The organism is Bartonella sp. EBT8 (assembly GCF_055796165.1).
This window is the reverse complement of record NZ_JBTTDJ010000001.1, coordinates 113,490-134,807: the sequence shown is the minus strand read 5'-3', so window position 1 is coordinate 134,807 and position 21,318 is coordinate 113,490. Positions and strand designations below refer to the sequence as shown.

General features: G+C 37.2%; 22 protein-coding genes and 1 pseudogene. 6 read left to right on the top strand and 17 right to left on the bottom strand.

Translation table 11 applies throughout. The features are described from left to right. Positions 1-40: 40 nt before the first annotated feature. The 16 genes and pseudogenes from AC0QT4_RS00675 to AC0QT4_RS00600 all read right to left on the bottom strand — a co-directional run. Positions 41-145: pseudogene (locus tag AC0QT4_RS00675) on the bottom strand (TrwG protein); the annotation flags it as partial. Beyond that, positions 142-285: a TrwH protein gene (locus AC0QT4_RS00670; protein WP_241437739.1), complete on the bottom strand. Its 144-nt coding sequence runs from the start codon at positions 283-285 to the stop codon at positions 142-144. The gene AC0QT4_RS00670 and the pseudogene AC0QT4_RS00675, both read right to left, overlap by 4 nt. Before the next feature lie 182 nt (positions 286-467). Further along, positions 468-1,328 carry a TrbL/VirB6 family protein gene (locus AC0QT4_RS00665; protein WP_473199797.1) on the bottom strand — a complete coding sequence of 287 codons (861 nt, stop codon included), beginning with the start codon at positions 1,326-1,328 and terminating at the stop codon, positions 468-470. 217 nt (positions 1,329-1,545) lie between these two features. Further along, positions 1,546-2,370, bottom strand: coding sequence for a TrbJ/VirB5 family protein (locus tag AC0QT4_RS00660; RefSeq protein ID WP_473199796.1), 825 nt, complete (start codon positions 2,368-2,370; stop codon positions 1,546-1,548). Positions 2,371-2,848: 478 nt separating this feature from the next. After that, positions 2,849-3,607 (bottom strand): TrbJ/VirB5 family protein, encoded by a 759-nt coding sequence (locus AC0QT4_RS00655; RefSeq protein ID WP_473199795.1) that lies wholly within the window; start codon positions 3,605-3,607, stop codon positions 2,849-2,851. Positions 3,608-4,102: 495 nt separating this feature from the next. Further along, positions 4,103-4,894: a TrbJ/VirB5 family protein gene (locus tag AC0QT4_RS00650; protein WP_473199794.1), complete on the bottom strand. Its 792-nt coding sequence runs from the start codon at positions 4,892-4,894 to the stop codon at positions 4,103-4,105. Beyond that, the gene (locus AC0QT4_RS00645) at positions 4,891-7,362 is read right to left on the bottom strand and encodes a VirB4 family type IV secretion/conjugal transfer ATPase (protein ID WP_473199793.1); all 2,472 of its coding nucleotides are present in this window, start codon (positions 7,360-7,362) and stop codon (positions 4,891-4,893) included. Before AC0QT4_RS00645 ends, AC0QT4_RS00650 begins: the two co-directional genes overlap by 4 nt. Before the next feature lie 2 nt (positions 7,363-7,364). Further along, entirely contained in the window at positions 7,365-7,673 is a 309-nt protein-coding gene (locus AC0QT4_RS00640) for a VirB3 family type IV secretion system protein (RefSeq protein ID WP_473199792.1), read from the bottom strand. A gap of 12 nt (positions 7,674-7,685) precedes the next feature. Next, positions 7,686-7,994 (bottom strand): conjugal transfer protein, encoded by a 309-nt coding sequence (locus AC0QT4_RS00635; protein ID WP_473199791.1) that lies wholly within the window; start codon positions 7,992-7,994, stop codon positions 7,686-7,688. Positions 7,995-8,131: 137 nt separating this feature from the next. Then, positions 8,132-8,443, bottom strand: a complete 312-nt coding sequence (gene trwL, locus AC0QT4_RS00630; protein ID WP_473199790.1) for a VirB2 family type IV secretion system major pilin TrwL — start codon at positions 8,441-8,443, stop codon at positions 8,132-8,134. 121 nt (positions 8,444-8,564) lie between these two features. Further along, positions 8,565-8,876, bottom strand: a complete 312-nt coding sequence (gene trwL, locus AC0QT4_RS00625; RefSeq protein WP_473199789.1) for a VirB2 family type IV secretion system major pilin TrwL — start codon at positions 8,874-8,876, stop codon at positions 8,565-8,567. Between the two features lie 96 nt (positions 8,877-8,972). Beyond that, on the bottom strand, positions 8,973-9,290 hold the full coding sequence (gene trwL, locus AC0QT4_RS00620) for a VirB2 family type IV secretion system major pilin TrwL (RefSeq protein WP_473199788.1): 318 nt from the start codon (positions 9,288-9,290) through the stop codon (positions 8,973-8,975). 116 nt (positions 9,291-9,406) lie between these two features. Then, on the bottom strand, positions 9,407-9,724 hold the full coding sequence (gene trwL / locus AC0QT4_RS00615; RefSeq protein WP_473199787.1) for a VirB2 family type IV secretion system major pilin TrwL: 318 nt from the start codon (positions 9,722-9,724) through the stop codon (positions 9,407-9,409). 156 nt (positions 9,725-9,880) lie between these two features. After that, positions 9,881-10,192 (bottom strand): VirB2 family type IV secretion system major pilin TrwL, encoded by a 312-nt coding sequence (trwL, locus tag AC0QT4_RS00610; RefSeq protein WP_473199786.1) that lies wholly within the window; start codon positions 10,190-10,192, stop codon positions 9,881-9,883. Then, positions 10,152-10,454: a KorA family transcriptional regulator gene (gene korA, locus AC0QT4_RS00605; RefSeq protein ID WP_473199785.1), complete on the bottom strand. Its 303-nt coding sequence runs from the start codon at positions 10,452-10,454 to the stop codon at positions 10,152-10,154. Before korA ends, trwL (AC0QT4_RS00610) begins: the two co-directional genes overlap by 41 nt. 128 nt (positions 10,455-10,582) lie before the next feature. Continuing rightward, the gene (locus AC0QT4_RS00600) at positions 10,583-11,842 is read right to left on the bottom strand and encodes a lysozyme family protein (RefSeq protein WP_473199784.1); all 1,260 of its coding nucleotides are present in this window, start codon (positions 11,840-11,842) and stop codon (positions 10,583-10,585) included. A 128-nt stretch (positions 11,843-11,970) separates the two neighbouring features. Here AC0QT4_RS00600 and AC0QT4_RS00595 point away from each other — a divergent pair, with 128 nt between their 5' ends. Beyond that, positions 11,971-12,258, top strand: a complete 288-nt coding sequence (locus tag AC0QT4_RS00595) for an H-NS histone family protein (protein WP_473199783.1) — start codon at positions 11,971-11,973, stop codon at positions 12,256-12,258. Between the two features lie 537 nt (positions 12,259-12,795). On the opposite strand, the gene AC0QT4_RS00590 is transcribed toward AC0QT4_RS00595, so the two are convergent. Then, complete coding sequence (locus tag AC0QT4_RS00590; protein ID WP_473200011.1) at positions 12,796-14,091, bottom strand: ubiquinone biosynthesis hydroxylase; 1,296 nt, start codon at positions 14,089-14,091, stop codon at positions 12,796-12,798. 447 nt (positions 14,092-14,538) lie between these two features. Between AC0QT4_RS00590 and AC0QT4_RS00585 the strand changes: the two genes are divergently transcribed. The 5 genes from AC0QT4_RS00585 to AC0QT4_RS00565 all read left to right on the top strand — a co-directional run bounded on the left by AC0QT4_RS00585 (position 14,539) and on the right by AC0QT4_RS00565 (position 21,318). Further along, the gene (locus AC0QT4_RS00585; protein WP_473199782.1) at positions 14,539-16,980 is read left to right on the top strand and encodes an FtsK/SpoIIIE family DNA translocase; all 2,442 of its coding nucleotides are present in this window, start codon (positions 14,539-14,541) and stop codon (positions 16,978-16,980) included. A 112-nt stretch (positions 16,981-17,092) separates the two neighbouring features. After that, entirely contained in the window at positions 17,093-17,701 is a 609-nt protein-coding gene (locus AC0QT4_RS00580; RefSeq protein ID WP_473199781.1) for a LolA family protein, read from the top strand. Between the two features lie 30 nt (positions 17,702-17,731). After that, positions 17,732-18,541 carry an exodeoxyribonuclease III gene (locus tag AC0QT4_RS00575; RefSeq protein WP_473199780.1) on the top strand — a complete coding sequence of 270 codons (810 nt, stop codon included), beginning with the start codon at positions 17,732-17,734 and terminating at the stop codon, positions 18,539-18,541. A gap of 63 nt (positions 18,542-18,604) precedes the next feature. Next, on the top strand, positions 18,605-20,095 hold the full coding sequence (locus AC0QT4_RS00570) for an efflux transporter outer membrane subunit (protein WP_473199779.1): 1,491 nt from the start codon (positions 18,605-18,607) through the stop codon (positions 20,093-20,095). Further along, on the top strand, positions 20,095-21,318 hold the full coding sequence (locus tag AC0QT4_RS00565; protein ID WP_473199778.1) for an efflux RND transporter periplasmic adaptor subunit: 1,224 nt from the start codon (positions 20,095-20,097) through the stop codon (positions 21,316-21,318). The genes AC0QT4_RS00570 and AC0QT4_RS00565 overlap by 1 nt, the downstream gene beginning before the upstream one ends.

The following is a 21,318-nucleotide window of genomic DNA, read 5'->3' as shown; positions in this document are numbered from 1 at the left end:
TATATTACAGGAATGCTAAAAGTTGTTTCGTCATTTTACATGACCTTAAGAATTCGCTAATGAGTTCACGTTCCAAACCTCGGCTTTCTTCGTAATAACTGTTGAGCTGTTCTGCTTTTACTGGTTTAGCTTGTTTTTTTCTCATATTGCTCCTCGCTGAATTTCATCAGGGACTGTTTTGTTAATAGGTACGCGGTTCCATTGACTTGGTTGCTTTGGCTTAGGAGCCAATCCGCAAGCGGATAAAAGGCTTGCAATCAAAACTGTAAAAATGATTTGTTTCATTTGAACAATCCTCTTTTTTGACTGTAATATATAACTCTAACACTTTTTTATCATTATTTCAATTTTGATTATAAAATAAAGAGTCTATAGTTTTAGATAGTTTTTCTTTTGTTAATTTTGTTTTTCTTATAAAAATATTTTTCTGTGGAACAGATATTTTCTCTTTTGTGGCTGCTATGGGATTATTGTTTTCTGCTTGATGTATTTAATTTCCATAGATGTCCAAATGTAATACCTTTTGCCAAAGCATTAGCAATGCTTGATATTTTGAGTAACAGCACAATGGAGATAATGGACAAGATGAGTGCTCCACCAAGAGCATAACTCACATTCTGATTGCCATCAAATTTTAGCTCTTTCATGTAATTTACAAAGATACTCATCATTAGATTGGATATGGTAGTTAGGAATAGCAGGAGAATTGCATAGCTTAAGATTTGGGTTATCCATTGTTCAAAAAAGCGATAGGTTGGTTGCCAGAGCAAAGCAATGATAAAGATTGGTCCAAGTCCTAAAAGAAGGACAAGTGCGATTTGAGTCAGCAGAATGAATGTGCCGCTAATTGCCGTTAGAGAACTTGTTGCAACTAAGATGAGGATACCAAAGAGACCGTACAGTAGTCCACCAGCATCCAAGAAAGCAGCTTCTTCAAAAGCTTCACTTGCACGGTTAAAACCTTCGGTAGCTGCCATATCAAGTGCGGCGGTCATTTGGGGTATGGTTGATTGAGTTGTTGTTAGTGCAGATAATAAGCTATTAAATGTGTTCATTATCAAATCTGCAATTTCTGACTGATAAAGTCCCGAAGTTAATGCCATTGAAGTAATAATGCTTATCCGTAGGCAACGGTTTACGAAACCAGAGAGAGGCATATCGACTGCACCGCGAATAATAAGCCACCCATATACAATGAAAGCGATACTGAGACCGATTGAGACAACAGGCGTAATTGTAACGATCGCTTTTGATGAAATGTCTGTGATGTATGTATTTGTTATTGTATTAATTTGATTGTAAAGAGGTGTGAATATTCTAAAGTGCATGGTGTTTTTCTTTCATGAATTTTCACTTTTCCATTGTTTTGGAATATTAGTGTATGGTGTCGTTTTTCGCATTTACGTTATTCACAAAAAATATTTTTGAGACTTAAGGAGATTAATTTTTCTATATGTTCTTTAGTCGGTTGGGATTGCACTAAGCATTACACACTAACTTTTTATGATTAGAGAAAGTTTATGGTATGAGCTTGTTATAAAGAGCTTATTGTATTCCTGCAGCTTGTATATATCGTACTTTTATAGTTGGCATTTGTTTGTTGTTATGGCTTAAAATTTTTACATTGCGTTTATATTTTTGCTGGTCGATCAATTTTTGTTCTGCGTCACGTAAATGTGCAACCATTTGCAACTTTGTAGTCTCATTTTGGATTACGGCGGCTGTACCTTCAACATATGTATTTAATTCGCTCATACCTTTTATATCATTCATCTGTTCCGCTGTAATTAAAGCTTTTTTAATGTACTTAAAACGGCTTTCTACTTCATCAAAAACTTGCAAGCTTACAGCTTTATCTACAATTGCTGCATATTGACTGCGGTTTTCGATAAGTGCACGTATTTCAGGAACTGAAAAAAAATCAAGATTTTGCTCTAATATTTGGTTCATTACACTTTCTTCCATTTTAGAAATATTTGGATTTATTGAAGAGTTTTTCTTATCAAACCTGCTTTTATTGTAGATGGAGTGTGGGTTGTAAAAATAAATAGTCTCCACATTTTTTGCTTGCGGAATATCAAATTTACGAGAACCTATTATAGACTGGTGTATTTGTTTATAGCCTTCAAGTTGTTCTTTCGTTATTTTAAGCTGTTCTTTTACTAGAGAAACAAGAGCTTGTTTTCGCTCTTGTTTTTTTCGTTCTTCGTATTCTTTCTCGAGTTGCCGATTCTCTTCTGCTTCTCGCATATCTTTTATAGAAATAGGGGGAACATTTTCCTCTCCAAAAGAATTTTCATCAGCCATCAAATGCGCGCTCTGCATTCCAAAAATTGTTGCTATTGCCACTAAAAGAATAGTTTTTTTCATATTATTTTCTCTTTTAATTATTTTATATATCCTAACAGATTCTTATTATAATTCTAATTTTGATTATAAATTTTATAATTTTTAATCGTTTGTATTTTTTATTTTGTTCATTGGAATATTTATTTGCAATGTCGATAATATCTTTAAGCCGTTGGGTTCTGATTATCTGACTGTTATTGAGAGAGTCGTTCCTACTCTATGTAATTTATTAAGTGTGCAAATGTAACATCTTTTGCCAATCAACATATTTACAGTATAGCTATTAACAATAGCACGATGAAAGCGTTGGAAATGGTAAAATCCGTTTTCTAAGCGTATAATTCGCGTTTTGCACATGTAGTTCATATTTCCCATTGACTATGTAGAGTGCGTGGCTCGCTAAAACGTTTAATTATAAGACTAAGTGTAATTACTAAAAGAAGTACAGTTAAATATGAAAAGAGAAAGCTGATAATATAAGCGAGTCATTATGAAGTTTTTATCGTATAAAATGTATGGTAGGCATTTTTTTATTTTTACTATTCAACATCCTCATGTTGCGTTTATATTTTTGATGTTCGATAAATTCCCGTTCAGTTTCACGTAAATGCGCGACCATCTGTAATTTTGCATTTTCATTTTGGATTATAGCGAGCATGCCTTTTATGCGTGCTTGCAATTCAGCAATGTCTTTCAGATCTTTTGTTTCATCAATTTTCTCTAATAATACTAAGATATGCTTTAAACGGGCATCTGTATTTTGAAAGGCTTTTAGACTTATATTTTTGTCTATAGCTGTTGCATATTGTCTACGTTCTTCTATAGATTTGCGTGCTTCATGGATGGAATCAGGAATTTTTTCCTCTTTTAGGATATCATTGAATGACTCGGATTTAGATGCGGAGATATTAGAATTTTTATCATATATTAATTGGGGATCTTTGAGAAAAAAACTGGTTTGATCTGTTTGTATGTTTTCCAGTTGTTTAGGGTTTATTCCTCGATTCCCTGTTATAGACTTATAGATATCCTCTGACTGTTTGAGTTCTTTTGTGTTTATTTTAATCAGTTCTTTTATTAGTTCAAGGAGTTCAATATAATGCTGTGGTGGAGAAGCCTTTGGTGGAGAAGGCTTTCTTGAAGGAAGTGCATCTTTTTTAGGAGACCATCCCCAATTAAAATCCCAACTAAAAGCTGGGGTTGAGCTTGGTATTTCAAAAATTGCAATAATTACTGCTATAATAAATAACTTTCTCATATTTTATCCTTTTATTTTTTTCATATTTAGGAAGTTCGGAAAGTACATTAGAATTTTATAAATTCGCTAATGAGTTCACGTTCCAAACCTCGGCTTTCTTCGTATAATAACTGTTGAGCTGTTCTGTTTTTATTGGTTTCGCTTTTTGTCTCACATTGCTCCTCGTTGAATTTCATCAGGAACTATCTTGTTGATAGGTACGTGGTTTCATTGACTTGGTTGCTTTAGCTTTGGAACCAATCCGCAAGCGGATAAAAGGCTTGCAATCAAAACTGTAAAAATAATTTGTTTCATTTGAACAATCCTTTTTTTAACTGTAATATATAATTTAACACTTTTTTATCATTATTTCAATTTTGATTATAAATGTATGCGATTGCTTTTTTGAAAAATTTTGTGAACGCATTGGAGAGGATGGTATCCCTCTGTAACAAGTCTTTACTTTTTGTTATACGCGTAAAAGATACTTAATATAAAAAATGCTGTTATAAAGACTTATCGTATAAAATGTATGGTAGGCATTTTTTTATTTTTACTATTCAACATCTTCATGTTGCGTTTATGCTTTTGATGTTCGATAAATTCCCGTTCAGTTTCACGTAAATGCGCGACCATCTGTAATTTTGCATTTTCATTTTGGATTATAGCGAGCATGCCTTTTATGTGCGCTTGCAATTCAGCAATGTCTTTCAGATCTTTTGTTTCATCAATTTTCTCTAATAATACTGAGATATGCTTTAAACGGGCATCTGTATTTTGAAAGGCTTTTAGACTTATATTTTTGTCTATAGCTGTTGCATATTGTCTACGTCCTTCGATAGATTTGCGTGCTTCATGGATGGAATCAGGAATTTTTTCCTCTTTTAGGATATCATTGAATGACTCGGATTTAGATGCGGGGATATTAGAATTTTTATCATATATTAATTGGGGATCTTTGAGAAAAAAACTGGTTTGATCTGTTTGTATGTTTTCCAGTTGTTTAGGGTTTATTCCTCGATTCCCTGTTATAGACTTATAGATATCCTCTGACTGTTTGAGTTCTTTTGTGTTTATTTTAATCAGTTCTTTTATTAGTTCAAGGAGTTCAATATAATGCTGTGGTGGAGAAGGCTTTGGTGGAGATTTCTTTTGGGAAGATGATCCCCAAAATTTGGGCAATGATGTTGGAACTGATGCACCTAAATCTGCCGCTCCCGCCCCGAATCCCCAAAAAGCCATTGCTGGATTATTGCTGGACACAACTACTGCTGTCGCTATAGTTACTAAAATAATAGTTTTTTTCATGTTTCCCTCCTATCATTTTTTACATGTTGTAAAAAAATTGGTAACCATACTGCCGGATCATCGCCTACTTCAGCGATAATGCTTTCGGCTAACTCTGCGTTGTCAGGGGTACCTGATAACACCAAGAGTTCGTTACTAAAGTCACGCTCAATGGTTTTTCCATCGATTGTTACATGGAATTTGCCGAGATTTAGCTCTGCAAGTGCAGATTGGTCGCCCTGCTTAATAAGGAACTGCCGACTAAACTCACCAAGTCCTTTGATCAATTCAAATTCAGCATCTGTAAGTTTAAAGCCTTCTGTATAATCTTCATAATTTGCTTTGGGGTTTGCTAGAAAAATGTAAGTCGCACACTGTTGAATGAGCGTTTTGGCGATATTGCTTTCTAGGGCATCACCGGGCTCTTGTGTCGCGTACACAAAAATACCATTTTGTTTACGGATTGTTTTTTGTTTGTTTTTTGCTAAATCTTCAAAATATGGGTCTTGTAACGGTTTCCAAAACTCATCGAAGATATACATGAACCGCTGCCCACTAATCATTCCTTCCGTACGGTAAAGCAAATACATCATGACCGGAGTGCGAGTCTCTGGGTTATCTAAGAATTCGGTAATATCAAAGCCGTAAATTTGATGTGTTGAGAGATCAAGTGCATCATTGGGATTATCAAATAACCATCCATAATCACTACCCTCACACCATTTTATTAAACGAGCATGCACTGATGGGTGTGCGTTATAATCACTCAAATGTGGGTTTGGTAAGAATTGTATCAGAAAAGACAAGCGGCGTAGCGATTTGTCAATATTATCACTCATAATAGATGTGACAGCTTGGTTAATTTCCTCTTCGTCATGGTGTGTGACTTCACCACCAGCTTCTGCCAACTTCTTAACAAATTGTTTCAAAAATATCAGATTATCTTGTGTGGGGGGAAGCTGGAATGGGTTAAAACCGCTTGCTTTACCGGCTTTAAATGACAGATATCGCCCTCCCATTGCTCGAATGGCAATTTCCATACCGCGATCTTTATCAAAAACAACAGTTGTTGGCTTGAATTTTTGTGCTTGCGCTAACAAAAATCCGAGAAGCACAGTTTTACCGGAACCAGACTGTCCAATGAGAGCGGTATTTCCAAGTAACCGTTTGTCTGTTGAATCTTCTTCAAGTTTGGAGGCGTGAAAATTGAAATAAAGTGGTGTTTTGCTTGTTGTTTTAAGAATTGTAACCGCTGGTCCCCATGGGTTTCCAGTTGGTTTACCTGACATAAAATTATGAAAGGATGAAAATGACAGAAAGTTCAGCGATGTAATTGGTGCTGGACGTGGTCGCCATTTCCAATTTGCAGGAAGTTGTGCCCAATAACCAGCCTCTATGGCTAAATCTACGGGTTTGGGCAACACTGCAACGTCTAGCAGCGCTGCACTCGCTTTTGCCATATGGTCGCGAACTTGTTGAACTGTATTACCGTAGACGGTTAATGTACAGTGGTGCTCACCCATGACAAAATGTCCACTGACAAGTTGATTTAGTGCTTCGTCAATTTGTTCAATTTGACTCGTTGCCACATCGCGTGCATCGATAAGATTACGTTGATGCCGTTGTAGGTAATCTTTGGCAGCATGCCGTGAGAGCACAGAAAAGCTTTGGGTTAATACGAACTCGAAATCACTTTCCAGCAAAACATTCAGTTGGCCTGGTTTGGTCGTCGTATCGTATTCCTTAATTTCTAGCATGCCAAACCGACGCATGCCACTGGTTGTACGTAGTTCACCAAGAGCTCCCCATTTTGAAAAAAAAGGCCGATTAATAGACATATAGTCGGCAAATCGATCGTAGCATATTGGCATAGGACGATATTCACCATTAACAAGCATGCCAAGAAATTCGAGCGCAGAAGAGTAAGCATGCCCATTTTTTTCATAAGTACCAAGAAGTTCTGCTCCGTAACGTTTTAACGATTGACCTAAGGTGTTGTTGATGTCATTGAGAGCTTTGATACAGGATTCTTGCTGCATCTTTTTTTGATCAAGAGTTTCACGTTCATGCCGAGAAAAAAATGACATAACCTTATCAGCTATCGGTTGAAAAACGATGGTCAAATACAGATCATTGACCATTAAATTATAACCGGTAAAACTCTGCTGGTATTTCTCATCAAGCTGATAGCAAAACATTTGATCAAATGTTGAATTGGGATATTCATAAACGCGCCGACGTACGATATGAGTCCACAGCGATAAATTGGCTGATGCAATGCCGCGCAAGGTATTGTTTAACTCTTTTGTCCACTGAAAAATATCTTCTTCTGAAGCACTTTGGTGCGAACGCCCGTCAATCTTCCAGATCGACAAATACTCCCCATTTTTTGTAGAGATGATTGTGTCTGTAATGTGGTGTGAATAGGGTATGAACAGACTCACTGGCGTCTCTGATGCGAGGCGTTTGCTGCTTTCAACAGCCGTCATATTTATCTCCTTTTGCGGTAATTAGAGGGACTGTAACTTGAGGCGCCCCAAAAGTCTTTGTTACGGTTGCGAAACTTAGTATCAAGCCATAACCACCAGATACGAAACGCTTTATCATCATTTTTGGTAATTTGCACCATAATGAACCATAGCGGTGGTGCAATTACCCACAAAAAGATATTTACTGTCATGGCAACAGTAGCGACACCTATAACCATCACAATAAGTGGCATCATAGGCACCCCCCAAATTGTTGGAACACGGGTTGCACCTTTGAATAAAGGAAATGCTTCATGTTTTTGTGGTTTCACTGGTTGCTCCGGTTAGTTGATGTAAAACAATAGACTGCTAAGATAAAATGCTGCGCTTGCAATGATAATACTGAATGACCATCGTATGAACGTAGCTTTTGAGATGATGCGAAACAGATAAATAGGCAAAAGCAATAAAAGAAGAACAGCACCAACAATGGGAATCAACATACTTAACCCATATTGCATACCTATAAAAATATCTATAGACTTGCCTTTTGTTTGAGCATATGCAGATTGGATCGTTAAAAACATAATTGATATTATAAAAAGAGTGCGGATCCTTTTATTTTTTGCTTGAAGAATATTTATCTGTTTCATATTTCTACTCTCCTTATGACTGAAATCGCCATAAATAATATCCCCTTTGTAGTATAATAAAGATCATTACAAACACATGCACAGTCAATTAACATGATTAAAAAACACCCTGTGCCGTGCCAATTTTTATATTGGCTTCACTTACCTGTAAATAACAGGGTGGCAAGTTGGGTTGCTGAACCAGCAATGATGACACCAATTGCCCATCTTACAAATGTATCTTTTTCGATATAGCGTCCTGCATAGCCAATTGCTAAACATAAAAGGATAACAGCAGCGGCAATAGGAATAATTTTGTTAATGAGTTCGTCCCGCAGAGTTTCTAAAGCGGTTTTAGCATTTTTTAGATCTGCATATGCAGGATGAGCCATAAAAAATACAGTTACAGCTGCAGAGATTGCGATAATTGTCTTGCTATTTTTTGATCGGAAGTTATTGAAATGTTTCATATTTTACTCTTATTTTATACTTTACAATAGAGATGGTACAATTATTAGCTTATTATAGCTAATGAGTAATTTTAGCACTTTAAAAGAATGTTTTGAATTTTTTTATTTTATATTAAATCCATTACGCTTTAAATAACATAGTGGCAATTTGGGTTGCTGAACCAGCAATAATGACCCCAACCGCCCACCGTACAAACGTATCCTTTTCGATGTAACGCCCTGCATAGCCAATTGCTAAACACAAAAGGATAACAGCAGCGGCGATAGGAATAATTTTTTCAGTGAGTTCTTTTTGCAGAGTTTCTAAAGCGGTTTTAGCTTTACCCAGAGTTTTATCAGCATACACAGGACTGCTTATAAAAAATACAGTTACAGCTGCAGCAATTGTGCTGCTTATATTACTTTTTGAATAGAAATTCTTGAATTGTTTCATATTTTACTCTTATCTTATATTCTAAATGTAAACGAGACTATCATTAATCTTTTATAATTTATGCACAATTTGTATTTAACGTGTTCGTAATCGGCTTTAATTAACTGCTTTAAATAACATAGCGACAATTTCAGCTGCAGAACCAGCGATGACAACACCTATTGCCCATCTTACAAATGTATCCTTTTCGATATAACGTCCCGCATAGCCAATTGCCAAGCATAAAAGGATAACAGCTGCAGCAATAGGAATAATTTCAATCAACTGAGTCTTTAACTTTTTTAAAGCCTCTTTTGCATTTTCTAAATTCTGTGCCTGAGCACACACAGGATTCATTATAAGAAAAGCGCTTATCATTATCGCAATTGAGATGGGTTTATTAACTGTTGCTTGAAATGTTGTTAATTGTTTCATATTGTTTATTCCTAATTTGGATTATGGATTCTACCAATAATAAACTTTTTCTTAGATGCTAAATAATATTTTATATCGATATGAAAAAAATAATTGAAATTTATAATTCATTCTCATTATACTTTTGTGAATAACATATTAGCAATCTGTAGTGCAGAACCAGCGATGACAACACCTATTGCCCATCGTACAAATGTATCCTTTTCAATATAACGTCCCGCATAACCAATAGCTAAACATAAAAGGATAACAGCAGCGGCTATAGGAATAATTACATCTAATTCTTTTTTGAGCGTATTTAGAGCTTCTTTTGCATTTTCTAAACCGTTTACTTGAGCATATACAGGGTGTGTTATAAAAAACGCACTTATCATTGTGGCAATTATATTAGTTTTATAGCTTATTTTTGTTCGAAGAATGTTTAACTGTTTCATATTATTTACCTTAATCCAGAGTGTTGCTGGCATCAAATAATCTTTTTGTTTTCTACTAAGTCAAATTTATATTGATATGGATAAAATTATTTAAATTTATACTACTGTTTGAATAAAAAGATATTGTATATCACATAACTTTATAATTCATTGTCATTATGCTGCTGCTTTAAACAATAAACCAACAATTTCAACAGCAGAACCAGCGATAACAACACCAATTGCCCATCGTACAAATGTATCTTTTTCGATATAACGTCCCGCATAGCCAATTGCTAAGCACAAAAGAATAATAGCAGCAGCAACAGGAATAATTTTGGTTAATTCTCCCTGAAATTTCTTTAAAGCCCCTCCCATATTTTGCAAACCTTGTGCTTGAGCATTCACAGGATGTGACATAAAAAATACAGTTATAGTTGCAGTGATTTTATTGTGAATCACTTTTGAAAGAATATTTGCTTGTTTCATGTTTTTTATCCTGATTAAGTTTAAAATTGCCATAAACAACCCCTCTTTCATGAAGAAATTTAAGGAGATATTTGGGATCAGCCCAAGTTCTTAATTTTCCCCTTTGTGTAAGAAGTGTGTACTTATTTGGTTTCCCAGTTATCGGATCATCTGCAACAAATGTGAAATACCATTCCCTTTCTGAGCGCATCACGATTGTAATTTCACGTGCGGCCTTTTGATTGAATGCTATATCAACACTGTTTTGCTCTATCATTTTCATTCTTTGTGCCCTCAATTAGAAAAGATTTTATATAATCTTTCTAATTTAGAGCTTTAATATCCCTTTATCTACCTCTCATTCTTATATCCTATCAAAATTGTAGTTTTAATTTATAAATAGAGTGAGCGTTATTCCTGTTGCTTTTCCAATGAGGGGATATCTTCTTTTGTAAAAGCATCACGCACACCACTTGCTTTGTGCGTGAATGCATCTGCTAATTCTTCCGAGGGGGAAAGAAGTGGATCTAAATTAATTTGTTGTTCTTGCTTCTTTCTATGAAGTTTTACAGGTTCTTGTGATTCTCCACTTGTAATTGCAGAAGCTTGATCTTCAGAATGAAAAGCAACTTTTTGTCTATAAGCGCTAGGAGAGCCACCTTTGAAACTTTTTAGGTTATAAAAATTTAACACGGTTTGCAATTTAGTTCGCTCAAAATTGTACCTTGATATTGTTTGTTCAGAACAATGATTTAAAGCAGATTGTACAACTTTAAAATTTTTGCACGGATCAAAAACATCAGAAAAAGAAATATCAAACCATTTCAAATTTTGAACATGAATTTGCTTCAAATATACGTCAAAATTATGTCTATTTTGTCTAAAACATTCTGTTGTTTCTTTAAATATGGGCATTTGATGTGATAGTTTATAATTATCACGCACATTTATTGCACAAAAATCATTTTTCGATTTTTGCATAACAACATTTTTAAATGTTGTGGGATGTACAGCGGAGGCGTATACAGCAGCCAACATTATGAAATTTGGAATAGTCATAAACAGTACACCCGCAAAGATCTTATTGATATAAATATAAATTCCGTGTGACTTTTTTAGCTGTTGCCACACTGGATTTGGAGAGATTTGCGAAGTGAAATTGTTCGGTCTAGAGTACCCCTTGTAATTATAGATGCTCCTTTTTCTAAGAATAGTTTTAAGACAGAGCAATACCCGATCAATTATGTAAATTTGTGATACAAAAGCGAAGACATTACACCAGCGAATATTACAATCATTTTGTTTACGGAAAGAGAGCTTACTCTCAGGGAATAACCGTTTTTTGGAAGTTATTGATTCTTTTGTATCATCTTCTGATTGTTCAAATCTTTTTGAGAAGGATTGATACGAAGGAGAAAGCTGGTCTCTGTAAAAAATTTCCTTATTATTAGAAGGAACTGTATCATCGTTATGCGTAGAGGGCTTGTCCTTTGTTGCGTATTGCCATAGTTTATAAAGTGGCGATTTATGTTCACTTGTAACCGCTGGTTCATAAGAAGCAGAAAGGTGCGATCGAGTCTGTACATTCCACTTACCAATTTCAGTGCTCAAACTGAAAGACGATAGGGTTGTGATAGCTGAGACACAAATAAATGATTCTTCGTGGTTCAAAGCACATCTCCGTTAAGTGATATATTTATCGTAATTTAAATTTCGATAACAAATAGGCGAAAATCGTCTATAATTGTGGTAAAAATATGGCAAAGTGAAATTCTTTTTTTGCAAGGGGAGTAATAAAGGTGAATAATCTCAAAAATATGAATTTTGATGAACTGCAAGAAATGCGTGCTCAAATTGAGGTGGAGTTAAAAAAACGGCAAGCAAAAGAGAAGCAAAATGCACGGCGGAAAATTCTTGAAATTGCTAGTGCACATGGAATTAATATCGCTGATCTTGTCAATAAAGAACGTCATTATAGAAATCCCAATAACCAATGGGAATTATGGAATGGACGGGGGCGTAGACCTAGGTGGATTAAAGAATGGTTGGAAAATGGTTATACGCTTGAAGAATTAGAAGTGACATAGAGTAAGATTTACGATGAAGGGATATGACTCAAGTATTGTCTTCTTTTAGTGATTTTATGGATAAAAATGCTGAAATGATATGTTGGAAAACAGTCTGCCAAATAAAACTACAGGAAATACAAAAGCTTTTATTCGAGAATAAAGTATATTCTTTTACATAGGTTCTTATGTTTTTGTGTAGAATAGTCGTTTGATACTTTTAGAATTTTTTGTCTTTCTTTTGTATGATTAGAGAGGTGAGGTGTCTATTTTAGCTTTTTCGTGCTCGTTATTGTTTTCGTAGTTTAGATTAAAAGATTGCTTTGAAAATAAAGAAGTTGGGCAATTTCTTAACTTTTAGCTGTTCTCTTTTATTGTGTGAGAGGGGGAGGGTTGCATGCTTAGTTCATAAAAAAACAATCACGATAGAGTGTGGGTAATTTTGTTGTGCATCATAGATGGGTTTTTCTAAAGTCTTGTTCAAAAGAAGCAAAGGAATCATTTTGTTAAAAAAGCGTTGGTTTATAAAGGAAAAAATGAACAGAGTATGACTTGTGTTTAAAGTGGGAGACCGTGTAGGAGACGTGGGGCATTAGGGGTGAGTCCGGAAGCTTCTTGAATGAAATACTTTTTTATCTTTGGTGCTTGATTAATAATTCCAAGACCGGTATCACGAAGCATTCGTAAGAGAAGATTATCATTAGAAAAAAGTTTATTAAGCCAGTCATTACTTAAAGCCATACGTACAGTTTCAAAACGTCTCCAGCTTTGGTAACGTTCTAGAGCTGTAAGGGATCCGATATCAAGACCTAATCGTGCTGTTTCGATAATAACCTCGGCGAGTGCAGCGCTATCACGGAGTCCTAAATTGAGTCCTTGTCCTGCAAGGGGGTGAATTGTGTGGGCGGCATCACCAACAAGAGCAAAACGAGGCTTGATGCAGTGACGCGTTAAAGAAAGGCTCAAGGGAAAAGCTTGGCGTTCTCCATTCCAAGAGATTTTTCCAAATCGATGACCAATGCGTTTTTCGAGTTCTATTTCGAAAATAAGAGTATCAGCTGTGAGGTAATATTGCGCAGTTTTGTGGTGTTCATTCCATACAATGGCAGATCGGTTGCCTTTAAGAGGAAGCAGAGCGAAGGGGCCAGCAGGTAAGAAATGTTGCGTCGCTTGACCATGATGGGGTTTTTCGTGTTCAATTGTACAGATAATTGCTGTTTGTTTGTAGGGATGAGAAAAGTTTTTTAGACCTGCTTTTTGGCGTAATTTTGAGTGCGCTCCGTCGGCTGCAATGAGCAACTTTGTTTGCCAAATGTCTTCGTTGCTTAAAGTGACAGTTGACAGTTGATTTTCTTGATGAAAATCAACGACGCGCATGTTTGCGATGACAGTAATATTGAGATCTTTTACACGCTTTTTTAAAGCATGGATAAGTTTTCTCTGTTCCACCATAGCAGCAAAGGGTTCGTTGGGGGTAATCTCTCCTTCAAAGGTTAAAAGCGTTGGTTTGACAGGATCATTTGCACATGCATCCGTGATGATCATTGAATGAATGGGTTGGGCGTAGGGTTGTATATGTTGCCAACATTGCAATTGTTTGAACATACGAATAGAAGCAGCAGAAAGAGCAATGGTTCGTATATTGGAAGTAGGAAGTTCTTCTTGAGAAGCAGCATCAACAATATTAATTTTTAAATTAGGCGCTGCTTGCTTGAGCGCTATTGCTAAGGTGAGACCAACAACGGCTCCCCCTGCAATAAGAATATCGCATTGTTTTATATTTTCATTGGATTTTGTCTTTTTCTTGGGGTTTACACTTTTATTGCAATTAGAATACACAACGCTTTGTTCCATTGTTGGTCGTTTTTTCACTTTTAAAGTGAACATTTTTAATTTACTTTTCTTCTTCTTTGTTTTTCTTTTTCTAAAACATGAAGGTTTTATCCTCCTGCTGGTGTAGAGATAGATGATTTAGTTTTTTCTCCTGCTGATGGCTTATTTGGTTCAGTTCATAATCTTACAGGGTCGATGTTACCCTTGAATATTTCCTAAAACTCTACACTTCTACACGGGTTGATGCAAAAGAAAACTGAAATCAGATAAAAATAGCATGTTTTTTATGTGTAATGTGTCTTCTCTCACGTTCTTGAAGGAAAATCTTTTAAAGTATTACGGAAAATCTTTTAAAGTATTACAGAGAAGAAGACTGCTATGATTATGATGGTTAAAACTGTGTTAATATTTTGCGGTCATAATTTTATAACTCTTTAATTGTGGAAGTTTTATCTTTGGAATTGATGGATGCAGCGAAGTTCTCCACCTTATGATTTATTAGAAGCGCAGAAATCTTATGGTTCGCGGCTCATTGAAATGTTTTTACGCCAGATTGGTGTTTTCATTGGGCTTGGGCTTTTGGCTTTCCTTATTTTTTGCGTTTTCGCTTTAGCAACGTGGAATGTTGCAGATCCCTCTTTGACACATGCAAGTACCAATAAAATTACAAATTTCATGGGGTGGACAGGGGCAATTTTTTCAGATTTTGTCATGCAGTTTTTTGGTTTGGCAAGTCTTGGTGTTCTTTTGCCGCCATTATTTTGGTCGTTTCTTTTGTTAGCACAAAAGGATATCCACAATTTGATTTTTCGCCTTTTTTTATGGGTGATATCAACGATTTGTTTTTTAATTGCTTTTGCTCTTATGACACCCGTTGCTGTCTTTACCTATTGGCCATTGCCAATGGGGTTGGGAGGCCTTTTGGGAGATAAAGTTTTAAGTGCTTTTTATGCAATTTTCCCTGTCTTTTTTTCTCCATTTCAGACAGTGCTCTTGGGGTTTGCTTTTATTCTTTTAGGCTTTTTAATGGCTGCTTTTGCCGGTAATGTCGTATGGCGACGCCGGACAGATAAAAGAAAAATAAAAAATGTCCAAAAAAACCAAGGAGTTGATCCTTTTCTGGATGTGTCAGAAGAGACAGAAGAACTTGCCGAAGAGAGGGGGCAGAACGGTTTTTTTGCTACAACTTTTGGAGCATTTTTACATCTTGTTTATTTTTTTCAAGCGCGTTTTTTTCGCCTTTTCTCCATCAAGAGTCGTTCTAGTCGCTCTAAAAGACAAGGAAAGTCCTTTGATCGAATTGAACCAGTTTTCTTGGACGAAAAAACAAAATGTCAGGAAAAACAAGAAAAGGTTCAGCCTCTTAGAAGCCGTGCTTTTAAGCCTTTAAAGACTTCTTCAAATGGTGGTTTTCTTCTTCCTCTTTTGGATTATCTTGCTGTTTCTCCTCCAGCAGCAAGGGATGCAAAACTTTCTCCTGCTGCTTTAAAGGCCAATTCTCATGAACTTGAAGGTGTTTTGTTAGATTTTGGCGTTAAGGGAAAAGTTATTGATGCGCGTCCCGGTCCGGTGGTAACTTTGTATGAATTTGAACCGGCAGCGGGTATTAAGTCTTCTCGTATTATAGGTTTGGCAGATGATATTGCACGCTCGATGCGTGCGATTTCAGCGCGCGTTGCTGTGGTTCCAGGGCGGAATGTGATTGGAATAGAATTGCCCAATGCAAAACGTGAGATGGTTTATTTACGGGATATTTTGCAAGCGCAAGAATTCGTGGACAGTAAAGCAAAATTAGGGCTTGCTTTAGGCAAAACAATTGGGGGGGAAACGGTGATTGCGGATTTAGCAAAAATGCCGCATCTTTTGGTCGCTGGTACAACAGGCTCAGGAAAGTCTGTTGCTATTAATACCATGATTTTGTCGCTGCTTTATCGGATGACCCCTGAACAATGTCGCCTCATTATGGTTGATCCAAAAATGCTTGAACTCTCAGTTTATGATGGTATTCCCCATTTGTTAACACCTGTGGTAACGGATCCTAAAAAAGCGGTCATTGCCCTGAAATGGGCCGTTCGTGAAATGGAAGAGCGCTACAGTAAAATGTCAAAATTGGGGGTTCGCAATGTTGATGGCTTTAATGCGCGTCTTAGAGAAGCAGAAGGTCAGGGTGAGACAATGACGCGCACAATTCAAGTTGGATTTGATCATGAGACTGGTGAGCCCCTTTATGAGACCGAAACACTTGATTTTACGCCTATGCCTTATATCGTTGTCATTATTGATGAAATGGCCGATTTGATGATGGTGGCTGGGAAAGACATTGAAGGTGCCGTTCAACGCCTTGCGCAAATGGCTCGTGCTGCTGGTATCCATGTGATTATGGCGACACAGCGCCCTTCGGTTGATGTGATTACGGGGACGATTAAAGCTAATTTTCCTACACGGATTTCTTTTTCTGTCAGTTCAAAAATTGATAGCCGGACAATTCTTGGTGAACAGGGGGCTGAACAATTGTTGGGGCAAGGAGATATGCTCTTCATGATGGGAGGAGGGCGTATCCAGCGTGTGCATGGGCCTTTTGTGGCTGATGATGAAGTAGAGCAGGTAGTGGCACATCTCAAAGCACAAGCGCTGCCTGACTATTTGGAAACTATTACAGAAGAGATTGCAGAAAATAATGCGGAAGTTTCCTTAACGTCTCCTGCAGCAGATGATCCCTATAGTCAAGCTGTTGCTATTGTTCTTCGTGATCGTAAGGCTTCAACCTCTTATATTCAACGTCGTTTAGGGATCGGATATAACCGTGCTGCTACATTGATTGAGCGGATGGAAGAAGAAGGGATCATTAGTGCAGCAAATCATACCGGTAAACGAGAGGTGTTGATACCTTCTGAAGAGGAACGCTTTTGAAATAAAAATCTTTTGATAGTCTCTGCAAATAATATCTTTATCTTTTAAAGAAGGATATTTATTGTTCATTTTCTACTTAATAAGATAATAAATATTCTTTGGGAGCATTTTTATGAAAACGCCTTTTTTAACACAAAGAAGAGTCTTTGGGTTTGTTGGAATTCTTTTTTTTGGGTGCTTAACTTTTTCTGCTTTTTCGCAATCCTCCAATAAAGTGGTAAAGGCGCAAACTATTGCTAATCGCTTTGCGGCAATTAAAACAATGACAGGCGATTTTATTCAGTTTAGTCCGAAGGGGAAAATGTCTCAGGGGACATTTTACTTAGAGCGTCCAGGGAAAATTCGTTTCATTTATAAAAAAATACCCTTACAGATTATTGCAGATGGTCAATTCGTAGGAATTAATAATCGCGCTCTGAATACTTGGAATTTTTCACAACTTTTTCAAACACCAATGAAATTTCTGTTAGATGATAAAATTGATGTGTCATCGGGGCGTTTGTTAGCATTCCGTGAAGATCCAGGGGCGGTGACAATTGTGCTGCGGGATAAAAGCATTGGGGCAGGGCAAATAAGAATGGTGTTTGATTCTAAAAGCACTGCTTTGCGTCAATGGACAATTGTTGATCAACAAAATTTGGAAACAACTGTTCAAATCATGAATGTACGAACGGGCGTTAGATTTGCTGATGGGATGTTTACACTTCCCTCGAAGAAATAATGTTGTGGTTCATCATCGGAATTGAAATAGATGTTCTTTCGTCTTGCTACTTGGAATATTAATTCTATCCGCTTGCGTCTTGCACAAGTTTTTCAATATTTGGATCTTTTTTCTGTGGATATTTTGTGTCTCCAGGAGACAAAATGTCCAGATGCTCTCTTTCCACGGGAGGCTTTTGAAGCAGCAGGTTATCAGCATATCGCTTTGAGTGGACAAAAATCTTATAACGGTGTAGCAATTCTTTCGCGCTTGCCTTTTAAGGCTGTTGAAAAACGTTTTTTTTGTCAAAAACAAGATTGTCGTTATATTTCAGTGATTGTTGAAGTGTATGGCAGGGACATACAAATTCACAATTTTTACGTTCCCGCGGGTGGTGATGTGCCGGACGTGGAAATGAATGAAAAATTCCGTCATAAACTTGACTTTTTAGAGGAAATGTCCTCGATCCGTGCTGATCAGAGAAAGGATTTTTCTTCTCTTTTGGTGGGTGATTTGAATATTGCACCTTTGGCAGAGGATGTTTGGTCTCATCAACAATTATTGAAGGTTGTAAGCCATACACCTCTTGAAACTGAGCGTTTAAAAGCTCTCTGTTGTCAAGGTGGCTGGGTTGATCTGATGCGTATGCATATACCTGTTCCTACCAAGCTTTATACATGGTGGAGCTATCGTGCACGCGATTGGGCGCTTGCTGATCGTGGACGGAGGCTTGATCATATTTGGTCTTCGCCAAATTTAGCACCTTTTGTTGTAGATTTGTCGATTTTTCGTCGTGCACGGGGGTGGAATCAACCTTCAGATCATGTTCCGGTACAAACTGTATTTGATTTTTCAAAGTAAATCTGGAATAAGAAGTAAATAAAGTCTTAATAATAATGATTCTGAAAAAATGCAGGGGTTTCAATGCATATCAGAAAGCTCAAAGAATTTTTTTATAATCTGTTGCATTATAGTGCTTTGTTTTGTTTTTTTATATCGGGGTGTATGGTTGGTCCTAATTATCAGAAAACATCTTTTCGTGTTCCGAAAAAATGGGGAGAGCAAACAGCACTGACTACAGGGCGTTCAGTTGTGCTTGCCGGATGGTGGCGGCGTTTGAATGATCCTGTTTTGAACGCGTTAATGGATTCTGCAATTTCTGGGAATAATAGTGTTGCTATTGCTAAAGCACGGGTTCGTCAAGCCCGTGCGAGTTTAGGGCAAGCTGTGGGATCTCTTTTGCCTAATCTATCAAGTTCAGTTGCAGCAGATCGTACTGGTACTCTGGAACCTCATGGTATTTTAAACCAATATATGACTCAATATAATAGTCGCTTTGATGCGGGTTGGGAATTAGATTTTTTTGGTGGACGTAAGCGAGAAATTGAAGCAGCGCGTTATGGTCTTGAAGCTGCTGTGGAAGATATGCGTGCTACCATGGTCACGTTGTTAGGAGATGTGGCAACAAATTATATTCAAATGCGTGGTTGGCAACAAAAGTTGCACATTGTGCGGCAAATTGCCGTATCCCAGCGTCAAACATATGAATTAATGCGTGCCAAATTAAAGGCTGGTGATGTTTCAGAACTTGATGTCTCAAATGCGCAAGCACAAGTGGCCAATACAGAAGCCGATATAGCACAGATGGAAGAAAATTTGGCAATGAGTATTCATCGCCTTTCTGTCTTAACTGGTCGTGTGCCGATGGCTTTAAAGGATCTTTTACAAAAAAATGCAAGGCAAGCAAAAATTCCGCAACCACAATGGCCAATACCAGCAGGAATTCCGGCTGATATTTTGTTAACACGTCCAGATTTACGGCGGGCAGAGCGCCAATATGCGCAAGCGACAGCACGGATTGGTCAACATGAAGCAGATCGTTATCCATCCCTCACTTTAACAGGGAATATTTCAACAGCAGCAGAGACAATTAATCAATTATGGAAGGCGTCAACAATTGCTTGGATGTTGGCACCTGGTCTTCGTATTCCTTTTTTTAATGGGGGACAGATTGAGGCTTCAATTGTCGCGGCACGGGCGCAACGTGATCAAGCTTTTATTACTTATCGGGCGGCTGTGTTGGAAGCTTTAGAAGAGGTAGAAAACGCGCTTGTAAGATTAGCTAAAGAACATCAACGTCTAAAAAAGCTTATTGTTGCAAATGAAGCTTCTCTGCATTCTTTAAAACTTTCACGGAGCCTTTTTGAAAATGGAAATATCAGCTTCCTTGAATTGTTAAATGCTAATCGCTCTTATTATTCTGCACAAATGGCGCTTAAAGATAGTCGCGTTTCTTTTGTTACACAATATGTTGCATTGATGAAGGCGTTGGGAGGTGGTTGGGATGGTGAAGTTGATGCGTCACGTCCTGAAATCGTTGATGGTAAATCTCGTGCGCTTACAAAGGTAAGGTAATGAAAAAAAGTTTCATAAAAAATTTTATTACAAAACGTAAAAAACTTTCCTTCTTTTTAACGGTTTCCTTTCTTCTCATCTTATTCTTTTGGATGCGTTCTGTTGTTTTTGGAACATCATTACCCACTTATATGACCGCCGTGGTGAAGCGTGGAGATATAGAGGAAAGTGTTTTGGCTTCTGGTCTTGTGCGCCCCTATCGGTTGGTCGCTGTTGGTGCGCGTGCAACAGGGCGTGTGGTGTCAATGCGTGTTGTTCCTGGAAGTGTTGTCAAAGAAGGGGATCTTTTAGCTGAAATTGATCCTACAGATCAGGAAAATGATCTGAAGAGAAAAAAAGCAGCTCTCGCACACTATGAGGCGAGTTTGGTCGAACAAGAAGCCTATCTTTCGCTTGCACAGAAAAATTTAGAACGTCAGAAAAAAATGATTGAATCGCATGCCGTTTCGCGCGCTAATCTCGATGAAGCTGCGACACAAGTAAAAATACGGGAGGCACAAATTGATCAGCTTCGTCAGCAGATTATACAAGCGCAAATAGATGTGGATAGTGCAAAGGTCAATTTGGGTTATACGCGCATAACCGCTCCTTCAGCGGGAACGGTTCTAGCAACAGTTGTCGAAGAAGGGCAGAATGTCAATGCTGTTCAATCGGCGCCAACAATTGTTATTTTAGGTGATTTGTCAAAGATGACTATTAAAGCACAAATTTCAGAAGCTGATATTCTTAAAGTTCGAGCTGGACAACCGATTTATTTTACAGTTTTGGGCAATTCGCAACGTCGTTATGAGGGCGTTTTAGAAAGAGTGGAGCCCGCTCCTGAAGAAATTCGTGCTGATGTGAGTATTAATTCTGGCATGGCTGGTTCTAGCGCTTTAATATCATCGGCCATCTATTATAACGGAATTCTCCATGTCGATAATGCAGACAATTTTTTGCGGACCTATATGACTGCGCAAGTTCATATTATCTTAGGACGTGCTCAGAATGTTTTGTTGGTTCCAAGTGATGCTTTACAGAATGAAACAACAGGGAACAAAGCATGGGTTTCTGTTTTGGAGGATCAAGATAAAGTGGTTACTAAAGAGGTAACAATTGGATTGAATAACAAGGTTGTTGCAGAGGTTATCTCAGGGCTTAATGAGGGTGATGTGGTTATCACAGGCGCACGTGATGGCGTAATGCCAGAATCTTCTGATAAACAGAACAAAAATGAGATTTAA

What these genes read in the sequence shown, in the direction of transcription:
- AC0QT4_RS00650 (WP_473199794.1), bottom strand. Translation starts at nt 4,894, where the DNA reads ATGAAAAAAACTATTATTTTAGTAACTATAGCGACAGCAGTAGTTGTG.
- AC0QT4_RS00655 (WP_473199795.1), bottom strand. Translation starts at nt 3,607, where the DNA reads ATGAGAAAGTTATTTATTATAGCAGTAATTATTGCAATTTTTGAAATA.
- trwL (WP_473199787.1), bottom strand. Translation starts at nt 9,724, where the DNA reads ATGAAACAGTTAAACATTCTTCGAACAAAAATAAGCTATAAAACTAAT.
- AC0QT4_RS00590 (WP_473200011.1), bottom strand. Translation starts at nt 14,091, where the DNA reads ATGGAACAAAGCGTTGTGTATTCTAATTGCAATAAAAGTGTAAACCCC.
- AC0QT4_RS00580 (WP_473199781.1), top strand. Translation starts at nt 17,093, where the DNA reads ATGAAAACGCCTTTTTTAACACAAAGAAGAGTCTTTGGGTTTGTTGGA.
- trwL (WP_473199789.1), bottom strand. Translation starts at nt 8,876, where the DNA reads ATGAAACAATTCAAGAATTTCTATTCAAAAAGTAATATAAGCAGCACA.
- trwL (WP_473199786.1), bottom strand. Translation starts at nt 10,192, where the DNA reads ATGAAACAAGCAAATATTCTTTCAAAAGTGATTCACAATAAAATCACT.
- AC0QT4_RS00635 (WP_473199791.1), bottom strand. Translation starts at nt 7,994, where the DNA reads ATGAAACAGATAAATATTCTTCAAGCAAAAAATAAAAGGATCCGCACT.
- AC0QT4_RS00670 (WP_241437739.1), bottom strand. Translation starts at nt 285, where the DNA reads ATGAAACAAATCATTTTTACAGTTTTGATTGCAAGCCTTTTATCCGCT.
- trwL (WP_473199788.1), bottom strand. Translation starts at nt 9,290, where the DNA reads ATGAAACAATTAACAACATTTCAAGCAACAGTTAATAAACCCATCTCA.
- AC0QT4_RS00665 (WP_473199797.1), bottom strand. Translation starts at nt 1,328, where the DNA reads ATGCACTTTAGAATATTCACACCTCTTTACAATCAAATTAATACAATA.
- korA (WP_473199785.1), bottom strand. Translation starts at nt 10,454, where the DNA reads ATGAAAATGATAGAGCAAAACAGTGTTGATATAGCATTCAATCAAAAG.
- AC0QT4_RS00570 (WP_473199779.1), top strand. Translation starts at nt 18,605, where the DNA reads ATGCATATCAGAAAGCTCAAAGAATTTTTTTATAATCTGTTGCATTAT.
- AC0QT4_RS00575 (WP_473199780.1), top strand. Translation starts at nt 17,732, where the DNA reads ATGTTCTTTCGTCTTGCTACTTGGAATATTAATTCTATCCGCTTGCGT.
- AC0QT4_RS00645 (WP_473199793.1), bottom strand. Translation starts at nt 7,362, where the DNA reads ATGACGGCTGTTGAAAGCAGCAAACGCCTCGCATCAGAGACGCCAGTG.
- AC0QT4_RS00565 (WP_473199778.1), top strand. Translation starts at nt 20,095, where the DNA reads ATGAAAAAAAGTTTCATAAAAAATTTTATTACAAAACGTAAAAAACTT.
- AC0QT4_RS00660 (WP_473199796.1), bottom strand. Translation starts at nt 2,370, where the DNA reads ATGAAAAAAACTATTCTTTTAGTGGCAATAGCAACAATTTTTGGAATG.
- AC0QT4_RS00585 (WP_473199782.1), top strand. Translation starts at nt 14,539, where the DNA reads ATGCAGCGAAGTTCTCCACCTTATGATTTATTAGAAGCGCAGAAATCT.
- trwL (WP_473199790.1), bottom strand. Translation starts at nt 8,443, where the DNA reads ATGAAACATTTCAATAACTTCCGATCAAAAAATAGCAAGACAATTATC.